The organism is Microvirga guangxiensis (genome assembly GCF_900102135.1).
Taxonomy (GTDB): Bacteria; Pseudomonadota; Alphaproteobacteria; order Rhizobiales; family Beijerinckiaceae; genus Microvirga; species Microvirga guangxiensis.
This window is the reverse complement of the sequence record NZ_FMVJ01000005.1, coordinates 49,067-68,452: the sequence shown is the minus strand read 5'-3', so window position 1 is coordinate 68,452 and position 19,386 is coordinate 49,067. Positions and strand designations below refer to the sequence as shown.

The 19,386-nt window shown below is 60.4% G+C and carries 14 protein-coding genes; 5 read left to right on the top strand and 9 right to left on the bottom strand.

The window, feature by feature from the left end:
- Positions 1–16: 16 nt before the first annotated feature.
- The 4 genes from BLP10_RS09205 to BLP10_RS09190 all read left to right on the top strand — a co-directional run bounded on the left by BLP10_RS09205 (position 17) and on the right by BLP10_RS09190 (position 5,197).
- On the top strand, positions 17–1,018 hold the full coding sequence (locus BLP10_RS09205) for a mitochondrial fission ELM1 family protein (RefSeq protein WP_091133644.1): 1,002 nt from the start codon (positions 17–19) through the stop codon (positions 1,016–1,018).
- A gap of 27 nt (positions 1,019–1,045) precedes the next feature.
- Positions 1,046–1,981: a thioredoxin-disulfide reductase gene (trxB, locus tag BLP10_RS09200; protein ID WP_091133642.1), complete on the top strand. Its 936-nt coding sequence runs from the start codon at positions 1,046–1,048 to the stop codon at positions 1,979–1,981.
- Positions 1,982–2,024: 43 nt separating this feature from the next.
- Positions 2,025–3,029: a thioredoxin-disulfide reductase gene (gene trxB, locus BLP10_RS09195; protein WP_091133640.1), complete on the top strand. Its 1,005-nt coding sequence runs from the start codon at positions 2,025–2,027 to the stop codon at positions 3,027–3,029.
- Between the two features lie 143 nt (positions 3,030–3,172).
- Positions 3,173–5,197 (top strand): AAA family ATPase, encoded by a 2,025-nt coding sequence (locus BLP10_RS09190; protein ID WP_091134258.1) that lies wholly within the window; start codon positions 3,173–3,175, stop codon positions 5,195–5,197.
- Between the two features lie 239 nt (positions 5,198–5,436).
- On the opposite strand, the gene BLP10_RS09185 is transcribed toward BLP10_RS09190, so the two are convergent.
- The 9 genes from BLP10_RS09185 to BLP10_RS09145 all read right to left on the bottom strand — a co-directional run bounded on the left by BLP10_RS09185 (position 5,437) and on the right by BLP10_RS09145 (position 18,870).
- Positions 5,437–7,503 (bottom strand): AAA family ATPase, encoded by a 2,067-nt coding sequence (locus tag BLP10_RS09185; RefSeq protein WP_210183611.1) that lies wholly within the window; start codon positions 7,501–7,503, stop codon positions 5,437–5,439.
- A 227-nt stretch (positions 7,504–7,730) separates the two neighbouring features.
- Positions 7,731–8,261, bottom strand: a complete 531-nt coding sequence (locus BLP10_RS09180; RefSeq protein ID WP_091133637.1) for a hypothetical protein — start codon at positions 8,259–8,261, stop codon at positions 7,731–7,733.
- Between the two features lie 14 nt (positions 8,262–8,275).
- On the bottom strand, positions 8,276–8,833 hold the full coding sequence (locus tag BLP10_RS09175) for a hypothetical protein (protein ID WP_210183610.1): 558 nt from the start codon (positions 8,831–8,833) through the stop codon (positions 8,276–8,278).
- Positions 8,834–8,920: 87 nt separating this feature from the next.
- Positions 8,921–12,382, bottom strand: coding sequence for a hypothetical protein (locus BLP10_RS09170; RefSeq protein ID WP_091133633.1), 3,462 nt, complete (start codon positions 12,380–12,382; stop codon positions 8,921–8,923).
- A 746-nt stretch (positions 12,383–13,128) separates the two neighbouring features.
- Positions 13,129–14,559 carry a tyrosine-type recombinase/integrase gene (locus BLP10_RS09165; protein ID WP_091133631.1) on the bottom strand — a complete coding sequence of 477 codons (1,431 nt, stop codon included), beginning with the start codon at positions 14,557–14,559 and terminating at the stop codon, positions 13,129–13,131.
- A gap of 640 nt (positions 14,560–15,199) precedes the next feature.
- The gene (locus BLP10_RS09160; protein ID WP_139165455.1) at positions 15,200–15,577 is read right to left on the bottom strand and encodes a hypothetical protein; all 378 of its coding nucleotides are present in this window, start codon (positions 15,575–15,577) and stop codon (positions 15,200–15,202) included.
- Positions 15,578–15,964: 387 nt separating this feature from the next.
- Positions 15,965–17,554, bottom strand: a complete 1,590-nt coding sequence (locus BLP10_RS09155; RefSeq protein WP_091133627.1) for an AAA family ATPase — start codon at positions 17,552–17,554, stop codon at positions 15,965–15,967.
- Between the two features lie 15 nt (positions 17,555–17,569).
- A complete protein-coding gene (locus tag BLP10_RS23940; RefSeq protein ID WP_091133625.1) occupies positions 17,570–17,911 on the bottom strand; it encodes a DUF6634 family protein in 342 nt (113 codons plus the stop codon).
- A gap of 251 nt (positions 17,912–18,162) precedes the next feature.
- Entirely contained in the window at positions 18,163–18,870 is a 708-nt protein-coding gene (locus tag BLP10_RS09145) for a hypothetical protein (protein ID WP_091133624.1), read from the bottom strand.
- A gap of 151 nt (positions 18,871–19,021) precedes the next feature.
- Between BLP10_RS09145 and BLP10_RS09140 the strand changes: the two genes are divergently transcribed.
- The gene (locus BLP10_RS09140; RefSeq protein WP_091133622.1) at positions 19,022–19,330 is read left to right on the top strand and encodes a helix-turn-helix domain-containing protein; all 309 of its coding nucleotides are present in this window, start codon (positions 19,022–19,024) and stop codon (positions 19,328–19,330) included.
- The last annotated feature ends 56 nt before the right edge of the window (positions 19,331–19,386 follow it).

The following is a 19,386-nucleotide window of genomic DNA, read 5'->3' as shown; positions in this document are numbered from 1 at the left end:
CAAGCTCATTGATCGAATGTTGCGCGATACGTCCGGCCTTATCACCTGGGTTCTGAGCGATGGCAAGGCCGGAGACGAGCTTCAGTGCCTGAGCGTGGCCGAGGCTCTCGGAATTCAGCCGGAGATTCGCCGGGTCAAGCCGCGTGCGCCCTTTACCTGGGCTATGCCCTGGGGACCTATCGATCCACGAGAGAGGCCCGGCGCACCGAACAGCCCTATCGCCCCACCCTTTCCGGACCTTCTCATCGGCTCAGGCCGCAGAGCCGTACCATACCTGCGCTTCGTCAAACGAGCCTCGGGTGGGCGCACCTACACGGCCTTCCTCAAGGACCCGCGCACCGGCCCAAACACGGCGGATTTCATTTGGTCACCGGAATATGACCGGCTGCGCGGCCCAAACGTGCTGACCACGCTGACGCCGCCGCATCGGGTTTCGCTCAGCAAGATCGAGACCGCACGGGCGCATCCAGACCCGCGCCTCGCCTCCCTGCCCCATCCTCGGGTCGCGGTGCTGGTCGGAGGCGACAGCCGCCATCATCGTTTCATGGATCGCGATATCGCCCGTTTCATCGAGGGCCTGACAGCCCTTGCTGGATCGGGCGCCGGACTGATGATTACGGCCTCTCGCCGCACGCCGAAAGCCTTGCGAGACGCCCTGATTGCCCTGTCCGTCCGGCATGGAGCCTTCTTCTGGGACGGCACAGGCGAGAACCCTTATATAGCCCTTCTGGCGCTTGCCGATTTCATCGTCGCTACGGCCGATTCCTTCAACATGATCGGCGAAGCTGCTGTCAGCGGACGGCCCATCCTGGTCTTCGAGCCGTCCGGTGGACACCCCAAGCTCGATGTTTACATGGCGGCCCTGAAGGCTCATGGAATTGTGCATCCGTTCGAAGGCCGACTTGTAGGTCAGGCCTATGAACCCTTAAATTCTACCCTTAAGATTGCTGCTGCCATTATCCGGGGCTTCAGCCTTCACCGCCGCTCGTTCGGCTTGCCGGATTTGAATTTTGTCTGACCTGGCTTTTTCTCTGGAGTTCCCCTGATGGCCCATTCTCACGCCAAGCTCATCATCATCGGCTCGGGCCCTGCAGGCTATACGGCGGCGATCTATGCGGCGCGCGCCTTGCTTGAGCCCGTCATGATCTCGGGTTTCCAACCCGGCGGTCAGCTCATGATCACCACGGATGTGGAAAACTATCCCGGCTTTGCCGAGGTCATTCAGGGGCCGTGGCTGATGGAGCAGATGCGCCTCCAGGCCGAGCACGTGGGCACCAAGATGATCTCGGATCACATCACCAAGGTGGACCTGAAGCAGCGCCCCTTCCGCCTGGAAGGCGATTCTGGCGACACCTATACCTGTGACGCCCTGATCATTGCGACCGGCGCCCAGGCCAAGTGGCTGGGCCTGCCCTCCGAGGGCCTGTTCCAGGGCTTCGGCGTCTCCGCCTGCGCCACATGCGACGGCTTCTTCTACCGCAACAAGGAGGTGGTCGTGGTGGGCGGCGGCAACACCGCCGTCGAGGAGGCACTCTACCTCGCCAATCTTGCTTCCAAGGTCACTCTGGTTCATCGCCGCGACTCCCTGCGCGCCGAGCGCATCCTCCAAGACCGTCTGTTCAAGCATCCTAAGATCGAGGTGCTTTGGAACAGCGGTGTCGAGGAGATCTGCGGAACTGAGAACCCTTCTTCAGTGACCCATGTGAAACTCAAGAACCTCGTCTCCGGTGAGGTCTCGGATTTCAAGACCGACGGCGTGTTCATCGCTATCGGCCACAAGCCTTCGACTGAGCTCTTCGTCGGCCAGCTCGACATGAAGCCGGGAGGTTACCTGCAGGTGCAGCCGGGCTCCACCGGCACCAACATTCCCGGCGTTTTCGCGGCCTTCTCTAAACCAGATGACATCCCCGAGTGTGTGTATTCAAACCTGTTTGCCTTGAACGACAACGCTTCAGGCGCTGAGAATAAACACGCAGCGTAATGCACATTCATCCAATATCCCTTTAGATTCCTGAGATCTCACTATGAACACGCATCACACCAAGGTCTTGATCATCGGGGCCGGACCGGCTGGATATACCGCCGCCATCTACGCTGCTCGTGCCAACCTGAAGCCGCTCCTCGTGACCGGTCTGCAACCCGGCGGCCAGCTCACCATCACGACGGATGTCGAGAACTATCCCGGGTTCGCGGAGCCCGTTCAGGGACCGTGGCTGATGGAGCAGATGAAGCAGCAGGCTGAAAATGTCGGCGCAAATCTGGTGTACGACACAATCGTCAATGTTGACCTCTCCAAGCGTCCGTTCCGGGCTGAGGGTGACTCCGGCGACGTCTACATAGCCGACGCTCTTATTATCGCAACGGGAGCTCAAGCCCGTTGGCTGGGGCTGCCCTCGGAAGAGTTCTTTAATGGGTACGGGGTTTCAGCCTGTGCAACCTGTGATGGGTTCTTCTACCGCAACAAAAAAGTTGTAGTTGTGGGCGGCGGTAATACAGCCGTCGAAGAAGCTCTCTATCTTTCAAACATTGCCGCCAAGGTCACTGTAATCCATCGCCGTGATCGCTTCCGGGCAGAACCAATCCTTCAGGACCGTCTCCTAGCCAAGCCGAACGTTGAGGTGGTCTGGAACCATGTCATCGACGAGGTTATCGGCAAGCAGGAGCCGATGAAATCGGTGACTGGCGTTCGGATCCGTGATGCGAACACAGGCGAGACGAGGGAACTCCCCGCAGACGGCCTTTTCGTCGCCATCGGTCATGATCCCGCAACCAAGCTGTTCCGTGGACAGCTCGATATGGATGAGTCCGGCTACATTAAGGTCGGCTCCTGGTCGACGAAAACATCGGTCCCCGGGTGCATGGCCGCCGGCGATGTAATCGATCCGGTATTCCGGCAGGCCATTAGCTCCGCCGGCATGGGGTGCATGGCGGCTCTGGAAGCCGAGAAATTCCTGGCCGAGCATTCACCTGATCCGGTCACCCGCTCAATCGAGAAGCGTGAGGATCAGATGATTGGTGCATGGGATTAACGTCGAGCACGTGTAAGCCAAGTAAGGCGAGAACCGCATCGCCACAGCAACAGGGAAGATGGGCCAGCGTGGCCCATCTCCAACATGGGAACAAAACGAGACCTGACTGACATGTTCAGGTCCAAATGTCCAAGGGGTGGATTGTGAGACTTAAAAAGGCACGCGTCCAAAATTATCGCAGCATTCGCGACACAGGCGAGTTCGAGATCGAGTCAACCAAGACGATCATGGTCGGCCCGAACGAGGCCGGAAAATCTGCAATCCTCCAGGCTCTTCAACAGATCCACGCCCCCCAGGATGTCAAAGGGTTTGACGCCTTGAGGGATTATCCGAGGGCGCTCTACAATGATGTTACGACAGGCAAGGTTAATCCTGAAAACGTGCCTGTCACAACAGTGACCTTCGAACTTGAGGATAGCGACAAAGCTCTCCTCCCGGAGGAGTTCCGTAGCTGCGAATATCATGTCACGCGTTATCTCGATAACAGCGCGACGCATTGGCTTACCAATGGGCCCCAGATCCCGACCTATGGGAGCGTTAAGAAGGATCTTTTGCGTCTGGCTTCTCATGTCGACAGCCGGGTTGCACCGCCCGCCGATGGGCAGCCGTCTGCGAATAATCCGAGTGCAGGCCTTATTGCGATTACGTCCAAGTGGGCTGACGATACAAAGCTCGACGAGACCACGGTTGAACCGCTAAAGAAGTGGTTGCAATCGGTTGTGACCCTCGTGGATGAAGAGGATGAAAAGGAGGAGAAGCGCCTCGATGGGCTTCTCTCGCAGGTCGAGATTGCTACCAAACGAGACAAAGTCCTCAAGACTCTCGACAAGCGAATCCCAGTCTTCGTTCTGTTCAGCAACTACTTCCGGGTGCGCCCGGTCATCCATCTCGCGCACTTGGCCCAAAGGCTCGCGACCAAGGTGCTCGATGACGAGCAGTACGATTATGGCAATGCCTGTCTGCTGAAGTTGCTCGGTTTCACTGCCAAAGCCCTTTCGGATCTTGGGCGTGCGCCTGAACCGGACGCGAACAACCCAGCCGCCCTGCAAGCGTACCGTGATCAACTCGACAAGAGAACATACCAGCTCAACGCTGCGAGTGTTCGCCTGACCAACGAGATCCGGTCGGTCTGGAACCCTAACCCCGACCGGGCCGAGGCCGACAGATTGCGAGTTCAGGCCGATGGGCAGTACCTCAAGGTTGCCGTCGAAGACGATCTCGGGGTTGAGATTGAGCTCGACCAGCGTTCGGAGGGCTTTCAGTGGCTGGTGTCCTTCTTCATCGTCTTCTTCGCGGAGGCGGCCGATCGGCATGAGAATGCCATCCTTCTTCTGGATGAGCCTGGGCTCAGTCTGCACGCGCTGAAGCAGCGGGATTTTCGCGATACGATCTCGCGTTTGGCTGCGAAGAACCAGACCATCTACACGACCCATTCGCCCTTCCTGGTTGGGCCAGACGAACTCGACCTCGTGCGAGTTGTCGAAATGACAGACCGCACGACCGGTACAAAGGTTCATACTTCGGTGACATCGAGCGATCCCGCGGCGCTCCTCCCCCTCCAAGAGGCGCTCGGCTACGACCTCGCCCAGAGCTTGTTCGCACAACAGCGGAACCTCCTGCTCGAGGGATTGACCGATTACTGGTATTTGGAGGCTGTCGCAGATCTCCTCGCCGAGGCCGGGTCCGCCAAACTCAACGATAAGATCGCCCTTATCCCCTCAAACACGGCGAGCAAGGTTGTCTACTTCGCGACCATCCTCCATGCACACAACCTGAAGGTGGCAGCCCTTCTCGATTCGGACAGCGCCGGGGATCAAGCCGCCAACCAAGAGGTTCTCGTTCATTCTCTTGGGCAGAAGGCGATCCTGCGCACGAAGGATTACATCGAGGGCAATGTCACCAAGCCGGAGGTTGAGGATCTCCTTCGCGACACACTCGTGATTATTGCTAAGGACGCCCTCGGGATCGATGTTACCAGCCAGGCCGCAGCTCAGCCAGAAAGACCGATCGTTGACCTTCTCTCGAAGGCCAGCAGGGATTTCTCGAAGTATAAACTGGCCAAGGCTTTCATGCGGTGGTCACGGGATCATATTGCTGGAGATCTATCAGAGACCGAACGTCGCCAGTGGACCGGCCTGATCAGCGCCATCAATTCCGCCTTGAAGTAGGCTTGGCTAGAAGCCAGAAATGTCGGGCCAGCCTGTCAGCTACGGGGCTCCGCCCCTCGCGCATGCCAGGGTTTGCGGCCTAGCCGCCGAAGGACCGGGTCTCCCCGATCTTCCTTCGCTTCGCTCCGTGCAGACCGGGAGATCCCCCTCCCGGTTCTTCGCCCTGGCATTTGCTACCCCCGGTCCTCGCCGGACAGGCAGGGGGGGCAGGCGCACCTGCCCCCTGCCCCCACTGATCACTACGACAGCCGCATGGCGCTTCCAGTAAGCCGGCGATCAAAGGCTGGCGTACGGGCTAAAGTGCGCTCAAGGACGGCCAGATCTCCGACCAGAACGGCATTTTCCTCAGCCCGCGTTACGGCAGTGTAGATCCAGCTCGGGTCCACGTTCGGAGCATCGAGCAAGGAGATAACAACGGCTTTTGCTTGGCTTCCCTGGGCTCGATGGCACGAAAGGGCATAGGCCAGCGACAGGTCAATGAGATCCTTGTTGCCGAACTCCTTCTCGTCACTCTCGAAGTCGCAGGTCACCGTGCCGGCCTTCGGGTTGATGGCGATAACCCGGCCGAGGCTCCCGTTTCTCAAGCCAACATCATAATCGTTGCGAAGGAAGGTAACGGGATCTCCCTCCGCGAATGCATTCCCGATGTAACCGCGGACCGAGCAGGTCTCGAGTTCCTCCTCTGACAGGTCTCGATCGCCGAGGTTTCGGAGATGAAAACGTCGATTGAGGTCACGGACTGTGCCGTCGGGGCGATTAGAACGATGGTTCACCGGTGCCAGAACCATCAGGTTCTGCGATCCGGCAGAGAAGCCTCCAAGATCGCGAACGACCGCCTCGATTGCCTCGCTGATCTGCCCCTCCACTGCTCGGACGAAAGAGACCCCGCCCTGCCCGGGTCGATAGGGAGCGAGGTCAAGTTTTTGTCCGCAGCGAATGATCCGGGAGATCTCCGGGATTCCGGTCCCGTCCTCCTGTCGCCTGATCGTCTCCAGAGTGGCCGAGATCTTCGGCTCAGAGACAAGACGATGGAACACCAAGCCGAATCCGATCGGAGGCAGTTGGAATGCATCGCCAACCAGGAGCAAGCGACAGCCGGGCGGCATGATCTCGACGAGTTGATGCATCTGCCCGAGGTCGACCATCGAGGCCTCGTCGATGACAAGCAGCGTGCGGTCAGTGAGTTGGGGAAGCTCACGAGCTGGGTCAGGCGGCTCGCCGTCGCCCGTGATCTGTCCCCAATGAGTTCGCCCTTCGCCGCGTTTCTTGAGGCCCAGAAGCAGCCGGTGGATTGTCAGCGCGGGCCGCCGCCCGGGAGCATCACGGCCTGCACCGATCGTCAGGCGGAACGCAGCCTTTCCGGATAGGGCGGCGAGTTCGACATGGCCCCCGAGGATTTCCCAGAGGTCCACGATGGCCCGGCAGGTGGTTGTTTTTCCGGTTCCTGCTCCACCCGTCAGGCATGCGATAGGATTCCGAATGACCTTCAGAACCGCCTCACGCTGCTCCTGGTGAAGCGACCTGCCCCGGCGTTCGACCATGGCCAGGATCCGTCGTAGATCAACCTCGCCTGGGATTTTAACGCCGCCCTTCTTGGTACCAGAGGCCATCTCGGCAAAGCGGGCCCGGATCTCATCCTCCATGATAGCGCAACCAGGGGCCCGCCAGAGAATATCCCCATCAACGACGGCCCGATTTGCCTCCCCGATGTGCCTGATACGGGCTGCGAGATCGGGCGTCTCGTCGAGATCGAGCTTGCGAGCGACTGATGCCGTGAAGTCGGCTTTCGGAAAGGCCGTATGGCCTTCGGAAACGTGCTCCTGGACGACAACGTCGATCGCTCCAACCAGTCGTTCAGGGCATCGGATGTGATCGTCGATATCCGGCCGCCGACGGAGCACTCGCTTGGCCATCTGGTCGAGCCGAGCCCACGGCAGGATCGTAGCCAGGACGTAAGGGTTTCGGCTCAGTATCTTCACAGCACCCGGCCCAAGCAGGCGTGCAGCCTGTTTGGCGATGTGAACGTCTTCGACCCCTTGGTCCTCAAGCCACCGGATGGTTTCGTACTCGTCCTTGATTTCCTGCCAACGGCGGGTGACCGCAACCGCCACCCGGGCCGCAAGGTTGGGGCGCTCCGGATCGATGATGTCGGCCAGCCTGTCGAGCGCCACGCCACCTTCGAACACACCCTCGAGATTGCCCTTGAACGCCTTCACGATCCTTTTGGCACGCGTTGGCCCGACGCCATCGAGGCTCTGGAGCCATGGCACAACGAGAGCCCCAGACGGTAGGTGACGCCGGAACACGGCACCATCGCCATACAACTGTCGGCCATATTTTGGACTGTCGTACCATTCGCCGATGACTTCATAGACCTCCCCAATAGCTGGCTGGAAGAGTCGCCCCCTTCCGACAATCCTTATGGATTCAGCTCTCGAGACCCGCCCCGTGAAGGCTGTAGCTGTGTCCCCTGACCACAGGATCGAGGCTACTTGGACCTTAAGGCGCTCCAATGGCGTGATTGTCGGCGCGGTCAATGCGTTGTGTCCCCCGTGCGGACTATGAGCCCAGTTCGCTGCATGATTCCGAGGCGCTCTCTCAGGCGATCATTTTCGGCTCGAGCATTAGCCAGATCGCGTTCGAGTTGGGTGACACGAACCCTGGATTGCGCATGTCCCTCGGCCTGTCCCTTTAGGCACTTATTCAGGCGGGAGATCTTTTCGGACGAGGCGTCGTCCTTGGCATCATCGCGCGTCCGAGATGCAATCTTCGCCAGTCCTTGCTCGCTGGCTATGAGATCGACCATCTCCGCCAAGGGTTCGTGCTTGTAGAAGTATTGCCATGCCGAGTCCGGAACGCGGTTTGCGTCCTCACCGCGCTCAATCGCGAATTCCTGGAGCTCCCGCGCAAGTGCCCGTACGTTGACTTTGCCGTCAGATGTCTGAGGCAGTGTTGGAACTCGTCTTTCCTTTGAAGTGTCCTGTTGTGTCCACGCGGCATCCTTTCCGTCGAGATAGCTCTCTAAAAGCTCCTGAAAAGCGCCAATCTTTGAGGGGCGAGCCATGCATACCTTCCTTTTCAGGATCGGTCGGAGCCATAGGCGTGACCGGAATGCTGCCTCAGCCAATCAAAGAAGGGTGTCGTATCGGGCCGCGCGGCGACCAAGCGATCGCCGCTGATCTCAGCGGCATCCAGGATTTCGCCTCGGTTAATGTCAGTGATGATCCCAATCTCCTTCTCTGCCGCCCAATTCAGCAGGCGCGCAAGTACGGTCGCGGTGAGTTCAAACGATCGCCTCAGGTCATTTGTCCTCGCCTCCTCATTACCTATGTGGGAAATCGGTTCGGTTGCCTCCGAACCATGGGACAGCCGGTTCGACAGCATCTTTCGAAGCCGCTCATTGTCGCGCTTCAGCAGGGCGACATCTAACCGCGAGATCTCAAGCCCCATGGATGCTTGGATCTGCTCTGCCCCTCCTGAGACAATCCCTGGCCTGGATTGGATATAGTCCCAGACGACTTTCCTGTACCGGGGGTTTCTCGCCATCGTGGTCGGGTGCATGCCGGCGGCGTTAGCGACGTAGCGCGCCAATGCATTGAAGTCCTCGAAGCGCGTGCGCCTCGGGACGGCCTTCAAGGCAAGTCTCACCCGCTTCAAGCCGGCATTGATTACATCCGACTGGTGCGCCTTGAAATTGTTCTGTCCTTTGCGGGCCCCCATCGCTCAGTCCCCGTGGCTGCCTTCCAGCAGATCGGGACTGCCCGAATTCGCCAGCGGTGGAAGGTCCGCCTTGATCGCCGCCAGGGCCGCCTTGAAGGTGGGTGCAACACCATGCGCTTTCAGTGTGACGCCGAGGCTCGAGAGGAATGTCCTGACCGGATCGCCGTCCAGCTTGCTGATTTCCGCGCTGAGTGCCTCGCTTGATGACAGGAGCCTTTGCCGGAGCCGTGCGGCCTGAGCCCGTGTGATGGGGGTCTCGAACGAGGTATAGGCATGGCTGTCGACGAGGCGGTGCATGATGAAATCGGCGGGGCCCGCGTGCTTGGAAACCAGGCTCAGGTGCAGCCGTACGGCATCCGGCATTCCCGTGACGAAGAAGTCCGGGGTTGATGCGGCAAGCTTCCTGCGCGCCTCCTCGAGGATGAGAAGCGTCGTCCGCCAGCCCTCGGCCTCCAGCATGTCCAGCTTGCGGCGCTCCTGCACGTCGGCCATCGCGGCATCGGGCTCGCCTCGTTCCTGCATGATCCTGAGTATGGTCTCCGCTTCCCTCACTTGCTCGAGCAGCAGGCGCCTCTTGGCGCCGATCGCGGTCACGTGGTCGATGCACTTGACGGCGATCGGGCAAATCCCGCAGCGCCGGGGCGTGACGATGATCTCCAGGACGTCCCTTGGGCACAGTTCCCCGACCGGGCAGATATGCGTCTCGCGGAACGCGATCTGCGCCATCCCGCTCGAGCGCAGCAGCGTGATTCCCTGGGTGTCCGACGTGCTCTCGTTCAGCAGCGACAGGGTATGGAACCCGAAGGCCTTCTCGGTTCCAAGACGGTCGGCCTCGAAGCTCCGCCGCAGGGCGCTGTTGACCCTGTCCGCGCGAATATGTACCGGGTTACCTGGATCCGGCTCCCAAAGGCTGTTGGCAGCAGCGAGAATCCTTGCCGCGGCCTCGCTTTCCGGCTCTACCGTGTAGTGGTGAACCGTTGCCGCGTTGGATTGCCCCACGAGCGCACCCGTCACCTCGACCGACAGGATCCCGGACCGCGAACTAATGAATGTAGAGCGGGCGGAGTGGGGCGTGTGCTTGAGACGCAGCTTTATCGGACAGCAGAGACGACGCTCGGTGCCATCAATGTGGATCTCCTCGCGCGGCTTCCGCGTGATCGGGTCGGTGTCAGCTTCGAACCGCCACATCCGGAGTGGTTCGCTTCCCGGCACCGCCCCCGCATACCAATGACCGAAACCGACGATGAGCCTCTCCCACGCAGTCGCATAGGTGTTGTCAACTATGGGGTAGTCGGAGAAGGCGGCGCGGAACAGGGGCAGGATCGGGGCGAACCGGGTATGCTCGCGGCGCTCATACGGAACCAAGCGCTCTATGACGGACTCAGCCATGAGGGACTGGTATGCCTCCTCACGCAAGAGGACATCATGAGCGCGCCGCACGATTATCGTCTTCCACGGCTCATCCTTGACCTTGTCCGTGTTGACGACCAGAGGAACGAGTTCCGCACCTTCCAAGTGAGGGCCATTTAATGAATTGAACGTCTTCTGGCAAAGCCACTGGATCCCCTGGAACCGGATCCCCGTTTCCAGGGCAACGATCACCATACGAAGCGCGGAGATCTGCGGCAGGAGTACCTTGCCCCCAGACTCCCCTCGCCCGCTAATGAACCGATAGTCCCAAGTCGCAAGTGCCGGGATGAAGTCGATCCGGTATTGAGTTCCGTTGAACTCGAAGCCGACGTCGACGCCCCACTCACTGGGAACGTAGCCCTTTGCCCCGCGCCTGTTATTCCACAAGAGCCTTTTCTCGTCCTCGCCCAAGCCGACCTTGAGCGACCTTTCCATAAGGGTGATGAAAAATCCCTCGATAGCGTAGGCAAAACGCAGAAGGTAAGGGACAACCGCTTTCGGAATGGGATCCTTGTTTGTCTTGGAGGCACCCCGCTTGACGACCCGGTCTACCTCCTTGACCACCGGGTTCTGGAAGTCCTGATGCCGGAGTTCCAGCACGCGAGCATTGCCCCGGCAGAACTCGAGAAACGAGTGAACGCTGTGGATGAAACCATTGAAGCCGTCCCGATCGGAACCCAGACGCACCTTATCGAAGAAACGAAGCAGCGGAAGCGGCGCCGTCCCATCATCGCTTGCGTCTGTCCAGCCACCAAAGCGGTGCAAAACCGATGGATCAAGCGGAATGGCGTGCTCGATGCCCGGGTGAAGCTCGAGCCACCAGGGCAGGTAGCAGCAAATATAATCCTGAAATAACAGGCGCAAGGTGCGCCACTCGCCAGTCTCCTCAAACCCTGCGCGCCGTCGGTTGTCGAAGTAGCGATCGAATATGGCATCCCAGGTGCGCCATATTGCGGTGGGAATGGTGTGAGTACGGGAAAAATACTCCGTTCGGCGCGGGCCTGACCCTCTTCGCATCATCTTCATGTATTCGATGATGTCGTCCGGATCGTTCGCTCTGTCCGCGACGAGTTCCAACTTGACTTGGCTAAGTGTCTTCTCACCGTCGAGGATCTGCTTCTTGAGCTCCTCGTGGTTATCACCGTCGAGAAGTTCAACCTGCGCCGAGTCGCGGCGTCTCTCGTAGCGTGCCCGGACGTTCCTCTTCGTCCGTAATTTCAGCTCGGCAGCGTTGGGGATGAATTCCGTGGGCTTTAGGTCGGTGGCCCCGCACCGCGCACGATTGGCCCAATAAAGATAACCCTCGATATCCTGCTCGGTGTACTGGAACCCTCGGGATGCCCCATATCCGTGCCAGGTCCACAGGGTGGTCGTAAAGGGCGTGTAGGGCTGCCGTGTGCGAAAGCCGAGCATCTCGCGCCTCAACGGATCTTGGCCGAGACTCAGGCAATGCAGTCCAAAGGCATCGATGTCCACTTCGCAGAAGTCGTGCCACGGCGTGGTCAGGGTGAACCGAAAGCCAAATGACGCCATGTCCCGCTGGGGGGTCTCCAGATGGCACGTGACGACCGGCGGGAGAAGGAGCCTCAGCTCATCCTTGCTGAATGACGTCCCCACCTTGAAGTGCAGCGGGAACTGCACGGCCCGATGGTTCCAGAGCTGGAAGTAGACGTACTTCAGCCAGCGGTTGACGATCACGTCGTGGCTGACCGGGCTGTTCGCCATCCTCAGTGCCGCTCGGGCTCGGGGCAACACCCGCTCGTTCTTGTTGTCCTGGGTGTATCCCTCAAAGAACGTGAACGCCGTCCGGAGATCCTCCTCGGAAAGCGTATCGATGTTTGCCAGGCGCTCGGCCAGTACCTTGTCCAGTGGCGGGTGCCGCGTACCCGTCTTACCCATGTCCCGAAATTGCCGATCGACGCTGACGGCCTCGTGCACCGATTGCGCGAACAACAGCCGCAGCTCCTCGATCGGTGCGGTCAGCAACAGCTCTGGCGATGCGTTGATAACCGCATCATGCCCGTCGGCCTGGAAGCCGCCGGAACGGTTCGCCATAACAGCCAGGGCGCTCGTCCTCCCCCATTCCCGCGGACGGCCCTCGGCAGGGACCGAGTTCGGATCCGAGGGGGCTTCTCCATGAGCCCAAGGTTCGTTCGATTTTGCCGCTGCCCGCATGATCCCTTCCCGCCTGAAGACGCCGCAGGCTGTTCCAGGTGAGCGGCAATGTAAATACGGCGTCGCGCTATGACTGCTAAAGACAAGCGAAAGGATTCGCCGCACAATTCAGCAATCGGTTCACGCCTCAATTGAATCCATGGGAGCGCCTATGCTGCTTCGAATCCGGCGCTTTCCCGCGTATGTACTTTTGACAATTGTTGACAAGGATTGAATCCTCTTGACGCAAGTCCAAGCTCTTACCCGCATCCATCGGTTATCAACAGGTTTTCGAGGCCGGCAGGGCTCAGACTCCGGCGGGCCGGAATGGGAGGGCAGCATGGCGGGCTCGGGCGGGGCTGGGGTGAAGGCCCCGGAGGCACCCGGCACCACTGTCTCTGTCGTTGAGGCGTCGGGCCTCCGGCGCCTGAGCGCCGTTGGGGAGTTGCGGAGTCCCAACGGCTTGCCGGGAAGCAGCAAGATTCGGGGCTGGCTCTGCATGAAACCTCCCCTGCCGCCCCATGCCTGCTACACGCAGGCGCTGCCCTCCTGCTTGCCTGCCGGATCACCCTCAGTCTCGTGCCCTGGACTCCGCCGTCTCCTGTTCTAGGGGGGATGCCATCAGTCCGACGGAAGCAGTCGGCACCCTATGGCAAGTGACACTGCACTCGCCCGGTCTTGCCCTGCATCCGGGCTTCGATTTCCTCGGCCGCGCGGCGGAGGCGCGCCGCGATCGTCGCCGGCAGCCTGTCCAGCTCCGCCATCGCAGGGTCTTTTCCGTTGAAGACGATGTCGTCGGCGGCCTCGATCATGGCTTCGACGATCAAACGATCCTTGCGCGCATAGATGGCCGTGCTGCGCGGATCTGCATGTCCCATCAGCATCTGAACTTCCGTGAGCCGGAGACCCGGCCCGCCCGGGACGGGAATATAGTTGTGCATATAGACACCGTAACTGTGGCGAAGCGAGTGAAGGGTCCAGACATGGTCTGGTGCCTCGGGAGGTCCAGGCACCTTCGCCCGGCGGACCGCCGCCTTGAATTGCTTCCCGTGTGCGGTGTCACTGGCGTCCTTCAGGGGTTTTCCGCGCCGGGATCCACCCAGGATCTTGAACAGGTAATCTTGATTTCCCGTGCCGGACGGAATGAACTCATTGCGAAGGTAGTCGCGCAGTGCCTCCCAGAAGATCGTTCGCAGCGGTTCGTAGAGATACACCCTGCTCACTAAACGACCCTTGAATCGCTTCTTGTCTTCATCCTCCATCTGGCCTGCAAAGCGACGCATGTCAGGATCTATGACCCAAACGGTTCCCGTTTCCACGTCAAAATCGGAGAGCTGGATATTGAGCGCCTCATGCAGACGCAGACCACCGCCCGCCAGCAGCGCCCACAATGCCCGATCGCGACTCGTATTGGCGGCGGCAAGAAGATCTGCGAGATGAGCGAGCGGAAACTCCTTGCTCTCGAGATCGCGTTGTACGCCGCTATGCTTCGGATTCCTCAATCCCCTGGGACGAACCAGCTCGTCCTGGATCCGTACGACCCCGCCGATCATGGCCTGCTGCCGAAAGCGGTCCTTTTCATTGCGGGACCACCGGACCACCCCCTCTATAGCGGAGAAGGTCATCTCTAGGTTCAGCAAGTCAACCCAAATTCCCTCCTGAGCAAGAGCCGAGATCGCCTTCAATCCCTCATCGTGGGCAAGTCGCAGGAAGAGATTCACCGCAGCAATGGTCGGTGCGAAACTCCTCTTCGCGAGTCCATGGACGAAACCAATCTCGGCTGCATAGGCAGAAAGGCTGGTGAATTCAGGTGCCTCTATACGAACTCCATCCCTCAGAAACAGCGGATAAACATTCATAGCGTCAGAGATACGAGCTGGTAAGGCCGCCTCGCCGAACACCCGGCACTCGATCAGGTAATCAACAAACCTAGCGGCGGCATACAGGTAGCGCTTCTTCGACGTCCCACTGTTACCTCGTTGATCCAGGAACTGCTTAAAGCGACTTAACGGCTCTACTTCGTTACCATCGTCATCGATGTAGATGTCGCCGATCCGTGTCAGATGTTTGAGAGCCATAGCATTCCGTCAGATGTGTCACGGCCTACACGTCATGAGAGATTTCTGTCGTTGCCCAAAGGTATTCTCCTTTTGATGGTGAAGCGGTTAACGACATCCCACTTTCAATGCTCGATGTCTGATACTCAGACCGAGCAATGCGGCTCCGTGCGGGAGGAAAGTTTATACCGTCTGCTCGTGGCGACGGACCTAAGAGGAATCCGGACACTTTGGCTCTGCTGCATTGGATTGATCTGCCAATGCAGCGTGTGCAGCTTTGGGCACCTGGTCAGTGACAACCCTGCCCGGCGATGCCCTGTGGGAGGGCTGCCTTTCTGTTGTCCTGCCTTGCATGTAAACGGCGGACCACCGCCCCAACCTTCATGAATCAGCACCGTGGCTTCTTGCACAGTCAAGAACAGCCTCGGGCCGCCTCGCCTGGAGAGCCTCCCACGGAGTGTCGCCGTCCAGCACGCTGTCCGGTGTCAGGAACCATTCCAGTCTCATCCAGGACGCCATAATCGGCATAACAGAGAGGATCTTGCGCATGTGCAAGATTGTCGTCGGGTTTTTAACTGAAACGCCGGGTAGACCGTACGGCCGTCCATGACGACGGCGATCAGATCGCCCGCCTCCGTGTACCGCCGCAACTCTGGAAGACTCATATCGAGCCAGTCGGCCACCAACTCCTCCTCCAAAACGCCACCGGCCTCCGGATCAGCGACTGCTTGCGCTTGGCAACGTCAGCATGCTGGATTGCATCGCCGCGGCGGTTCTGCGGCAGCAGCACCTTCGGTGGCGCCTCTCTGACCAGGAACCTTGCCATCGCCCGGCCGTGCCACAGGGCTGTGTCGACGGACGAATGCAGGCGTTCCGGCCGGGGATGGTCCGACAGCGGAACGAACCCGTCGTCGGTGGCCAGCACAGCGAGCCAGCCCAGCGCCGCCCAGGTGAGCCTGAGATCCACCAGCGTCAGCTCTGGTGACGTCCCGGCGGACGCCGCGAGGGATGTCGCCGCATTGCAGGCGAGTGTGATCATGCTGGCCACTGCCCGAGGGCTGCCTGGTAGACGCTGCACCGCAGCCTCCCATCCCGGTCGTCCTCGGGCAGCGCAAGCATCAGCATGTGGATGCGCTGGGCTAGCTTTCCGCCAACAATCTAGGGCTCTTCCAAGGCGTTGAGCAGCCTCCGAAACGGGAGGAGCGCCTGGCGCTCCGGTGTATCTACCCGCTCAACGCGGGCGATCTTGCCCTTGACTCAGACAGTGACATCCAGACGGATGGTGCCCTCGAAGAAGGACATGAGGCGCAGCAGTTAGCCGGCAGACGGGAGGGCCCGTCTGCCCAGGACCTCGTCCTGGCGGGCATTGTAGGCACGGATTTCAGCCGTTGGGTCCGTCATCGCATCTACCTCTCTTTGCCCTGGATCAGTGCCGTACATCCCGGGACATCAGCACTGCCTCGACCAATCTTCGCAGCTTGCGCAAGGATCCTCCCGGCCATGCCGACACGACGGCCGCCGTCTCGACCTCGTCGAGAGGGGTGGCCCAGCGACAATCCAGGCCTTGCTCGGCCAGGATATCGGAGATGATCTGGCGGGAGAGGATCGGGAGGTGCTCGCATCCGGGCACGGGAAACGGAATGACCCGGCAGCGGTCCCGGAGCGGGGCCGAAAGTCCCTCGAGGGAGTTGGCTGTCATCAGCCATGTGACATGCGACAGGTCACACGGCGCCTGTACATAGGGGTCGTGAAAGCGGGACGCGGTCTCCCGCTCCAGGAATGCGAGAAGCGCGTCATGGGCCTGACCGTTGTGGCGGGAAGTCCCGACCTTCTCTACCTCGTCCAGGATCGCACCGGGTCCCGCGGCCTTGTAGCGGGTGATGAGGGCAACCGGGAGGGACGGTTCGCCAGTCGACCACCGTCGAGGAGTGCCCGCGAAGGCGCCATCCGAAACCCCGCCGCATGGAATCATGTCGTGCGGCAGATTGAGAACCTTCAGGAGGCGCGTCGCAAAGCGGGACTTGCCGCACCCCGGAGAGCCGACAAGGATGGTCGGGCGGATCTGCACATGGGATCGGAGCGCAACATCCCGAAGGATGTCGTCGATCACGTCTGCCGCATACGGGAACTCCGTCCTTAACGCTGCGCGAGCCACCTTGAGATCGGGGACCGGCACCAAGGGCAGAGCCTTTCCAGCAAGTCCTTCGAGTTCCTTAGCAACCTTCTTCCCTTCCCCGGTATTAGCATTCCCGACATGGTCGAAGACAATTACCGACACTGACGCTGCTGTGCAGGAGGGCTCTGGACCGTGACCTTGCGGCTTTCCGCCGGCTCCGTTTCCAACAGGCACTTCACTTGTTGCCAGTGCCTCTGACGCTCGAACGAGCAGGGATTGGTTTTCGACAAGTTCAATCAACGAACTCCCGGTGCGGTCCACGGCTCTTGCAGGGTTCCGTCCGCAAGATACCCTTGCACCGGTCCCCAAGTGGGCGAAATCCGGATTGGATGCTGAATAGGCCAACCAACCCAGCGCTGCGGTGATCATCGTGACGCCGGCTGCCCAGTCATCGGGATAATGCTCCAAGCCGATCGCCGCGGTGAGCGCCTCACGTGCGAGGTCGGTGGCTGCGCCATGGTCGCCGAGATGCGCGAGATAAATCCGGCACCGCAACCGCCAAGAGCGGACACCATCTGGGAGGCTCGTCCTAGCTACCTCGAGAATATCTGCGAGCGCCTTCACCTCGTCCGAGCCGGCACTGACGGTGAGTTGTTCCAGGCAGTACACAACCGCCTCGAAGTGGAGGTTCTCCACCTTCCTTCGGAGCCGAGGCAGTAATCTCTCCGCGAAAGTCCGCATGTCCTCCTGGATGTCGTTCCCGAGGAATGGCATCCCGGCGAGCAATTCGTACTCGGTGGGCAAGTGAAGGCCTGCGATTGCCGCCTCCTTGCGGCGTTCGAAGTGCCTGCGCACCCTTCTGGCACGCCGGACCTCCCGGAGCGTATCGTCAACGGCCACGGACGTGCTCCTTCGTCACGAAGTCGAACTGACGCCACTCGGCCGGCCGAGCCGATACCATCTCGAAAGGGTGCGGGCCCATCCCCGGTCAGGAGCCAAGACCCAAATGTCCGAGGTGACTATCGGGCGGTCCATCCCGGGCAGCATCGGATGGTGGCGCACGTCTCCGACCAAGCACGCCGCGGGCCTGAACCGATGCCTCCAGTTGCCAAGGACCGGTGCACCCCGAAGATCTGTCGCGGTCGGGCCTCTGCCGTCCCGGATAGACTGAAGGTCGGCAGCCAAGCGCAATAAGCGGTCGATTTCGTGGGACACCAAGGCTTCATTCACGCCTTGGCTGTTGGTCACTACGATCATTGGAACTTCTATCCTTGGAGTTGAACGGCATCGGACTGGGCCCACTTGGTCTTCGCGGTGGCAATCCCGACTGTCAGGTGGCGGACGTAGATCCCGGGAGGTGGAGCATCTGTGCCGACGTGAGGGTGGTCCACACGGCATGAAGCGGGTATTCCTGGCGGCGCCGCGGCGCTTGCGACCGCCCAGTCCCGCCGCGACAGGCAGTTTGGTACGGCGGCCGGACCTTGGGTGTGCCCCGCTTGCTATCACGCTCAGTCGAGGTCGCCGCAAAGGGGCCACGCGATGCGTGCTGATGCATCAAGCTGCCGCTCGGTCAGTGCAAAACGACCGTCTGCGTCGGTGAACTCCAAGTCCCTGGCGTCGAAGCTGGGCAGCCCCGGATAAAGGATTTGATATTGGGGATCGCTGCCCGGTAGAAGGCCGCGGTCCCGCAGGAGCGTCGTCAGATCAGTGGGTGCCATGACCATCGGCCAGCCGACCGGGAAGATCCATGCAAGCGGCTGCCCGGCATCTCGAACCACTTGACGCCCGCCTTGCCTGTTGAGTTCGTCCCAGTGTTCCCAGTGATCCCGGAGCCTCTTGTAGTCCTGCACCGCGCGCTCGGGATCGGGCGCCCACTCGGGCATCGGCACCAGGAGCCGTGCCTGCATGCCGCTCAGCATCAGCAGTGTCTCAAGGACATCCTGGGCAGGCATGTCCAAGATCACGGGGGAGCGTCTCAGTCGACCCCGCCTGCGTGCGCGAATGCGATCGGTGATGCGCTCCCCGCGCTCGGCCTTGATCGTGGCCGTGGCAAAAGGCACTTCCCTGACATCGGCGAGGGCTGACTGGCCTCCCTCGACCAGCACCTGGATGTGGAGGGGCTCGAACCCCAACCCCCGCGCCCCTGCCGCGAGCATGATGCTTGAGCTCGTGCGTGTCGCTGCACCTGTCGAGCCCACAAAGACGAAAATGTCCATTCCTCAAACTCCGTTGCCTTGAGGCCGAATCAATGTGCTGTCCCACGTCCAGCCGGCACGGGCACCATAAGGATTCACAGCTTAAAGATCTATCAATTTTGATGCTACGCGCATCACGCACGATGCTAACAGCATCAATTGTTGACAAGGGATGGCGCGGCACGAACGGCCCGGCCAATGTCGTGCCATGACAACGTCTTGGAAGCTTTTGAAGGGGGCGCGGCTGATGCTCGGCATCACTCAGGAGGAGTTGGCCGAGGAATCAGGCGTTGGCCGCGCGTCGATCAATCGGCTTGAGAGGGGCATGGAGGGTAAAACCCGTACCCGAGATGCGGTGCAGAGAGCCTTGGAGGCCCGGGGCGTCCGGTTCATCGGCGCCTCGAAGGATTCGGCAGGTGGCGTGCTCTTGCCACCTGATCCGGCGAGGCCTGCGGCGCTTGAAGCGACAAGGCCGGACTGAGATCATGCTGCAAAGCGTCGATCCATGCATTACCTCGTGCGGATCGATTTTCCGAT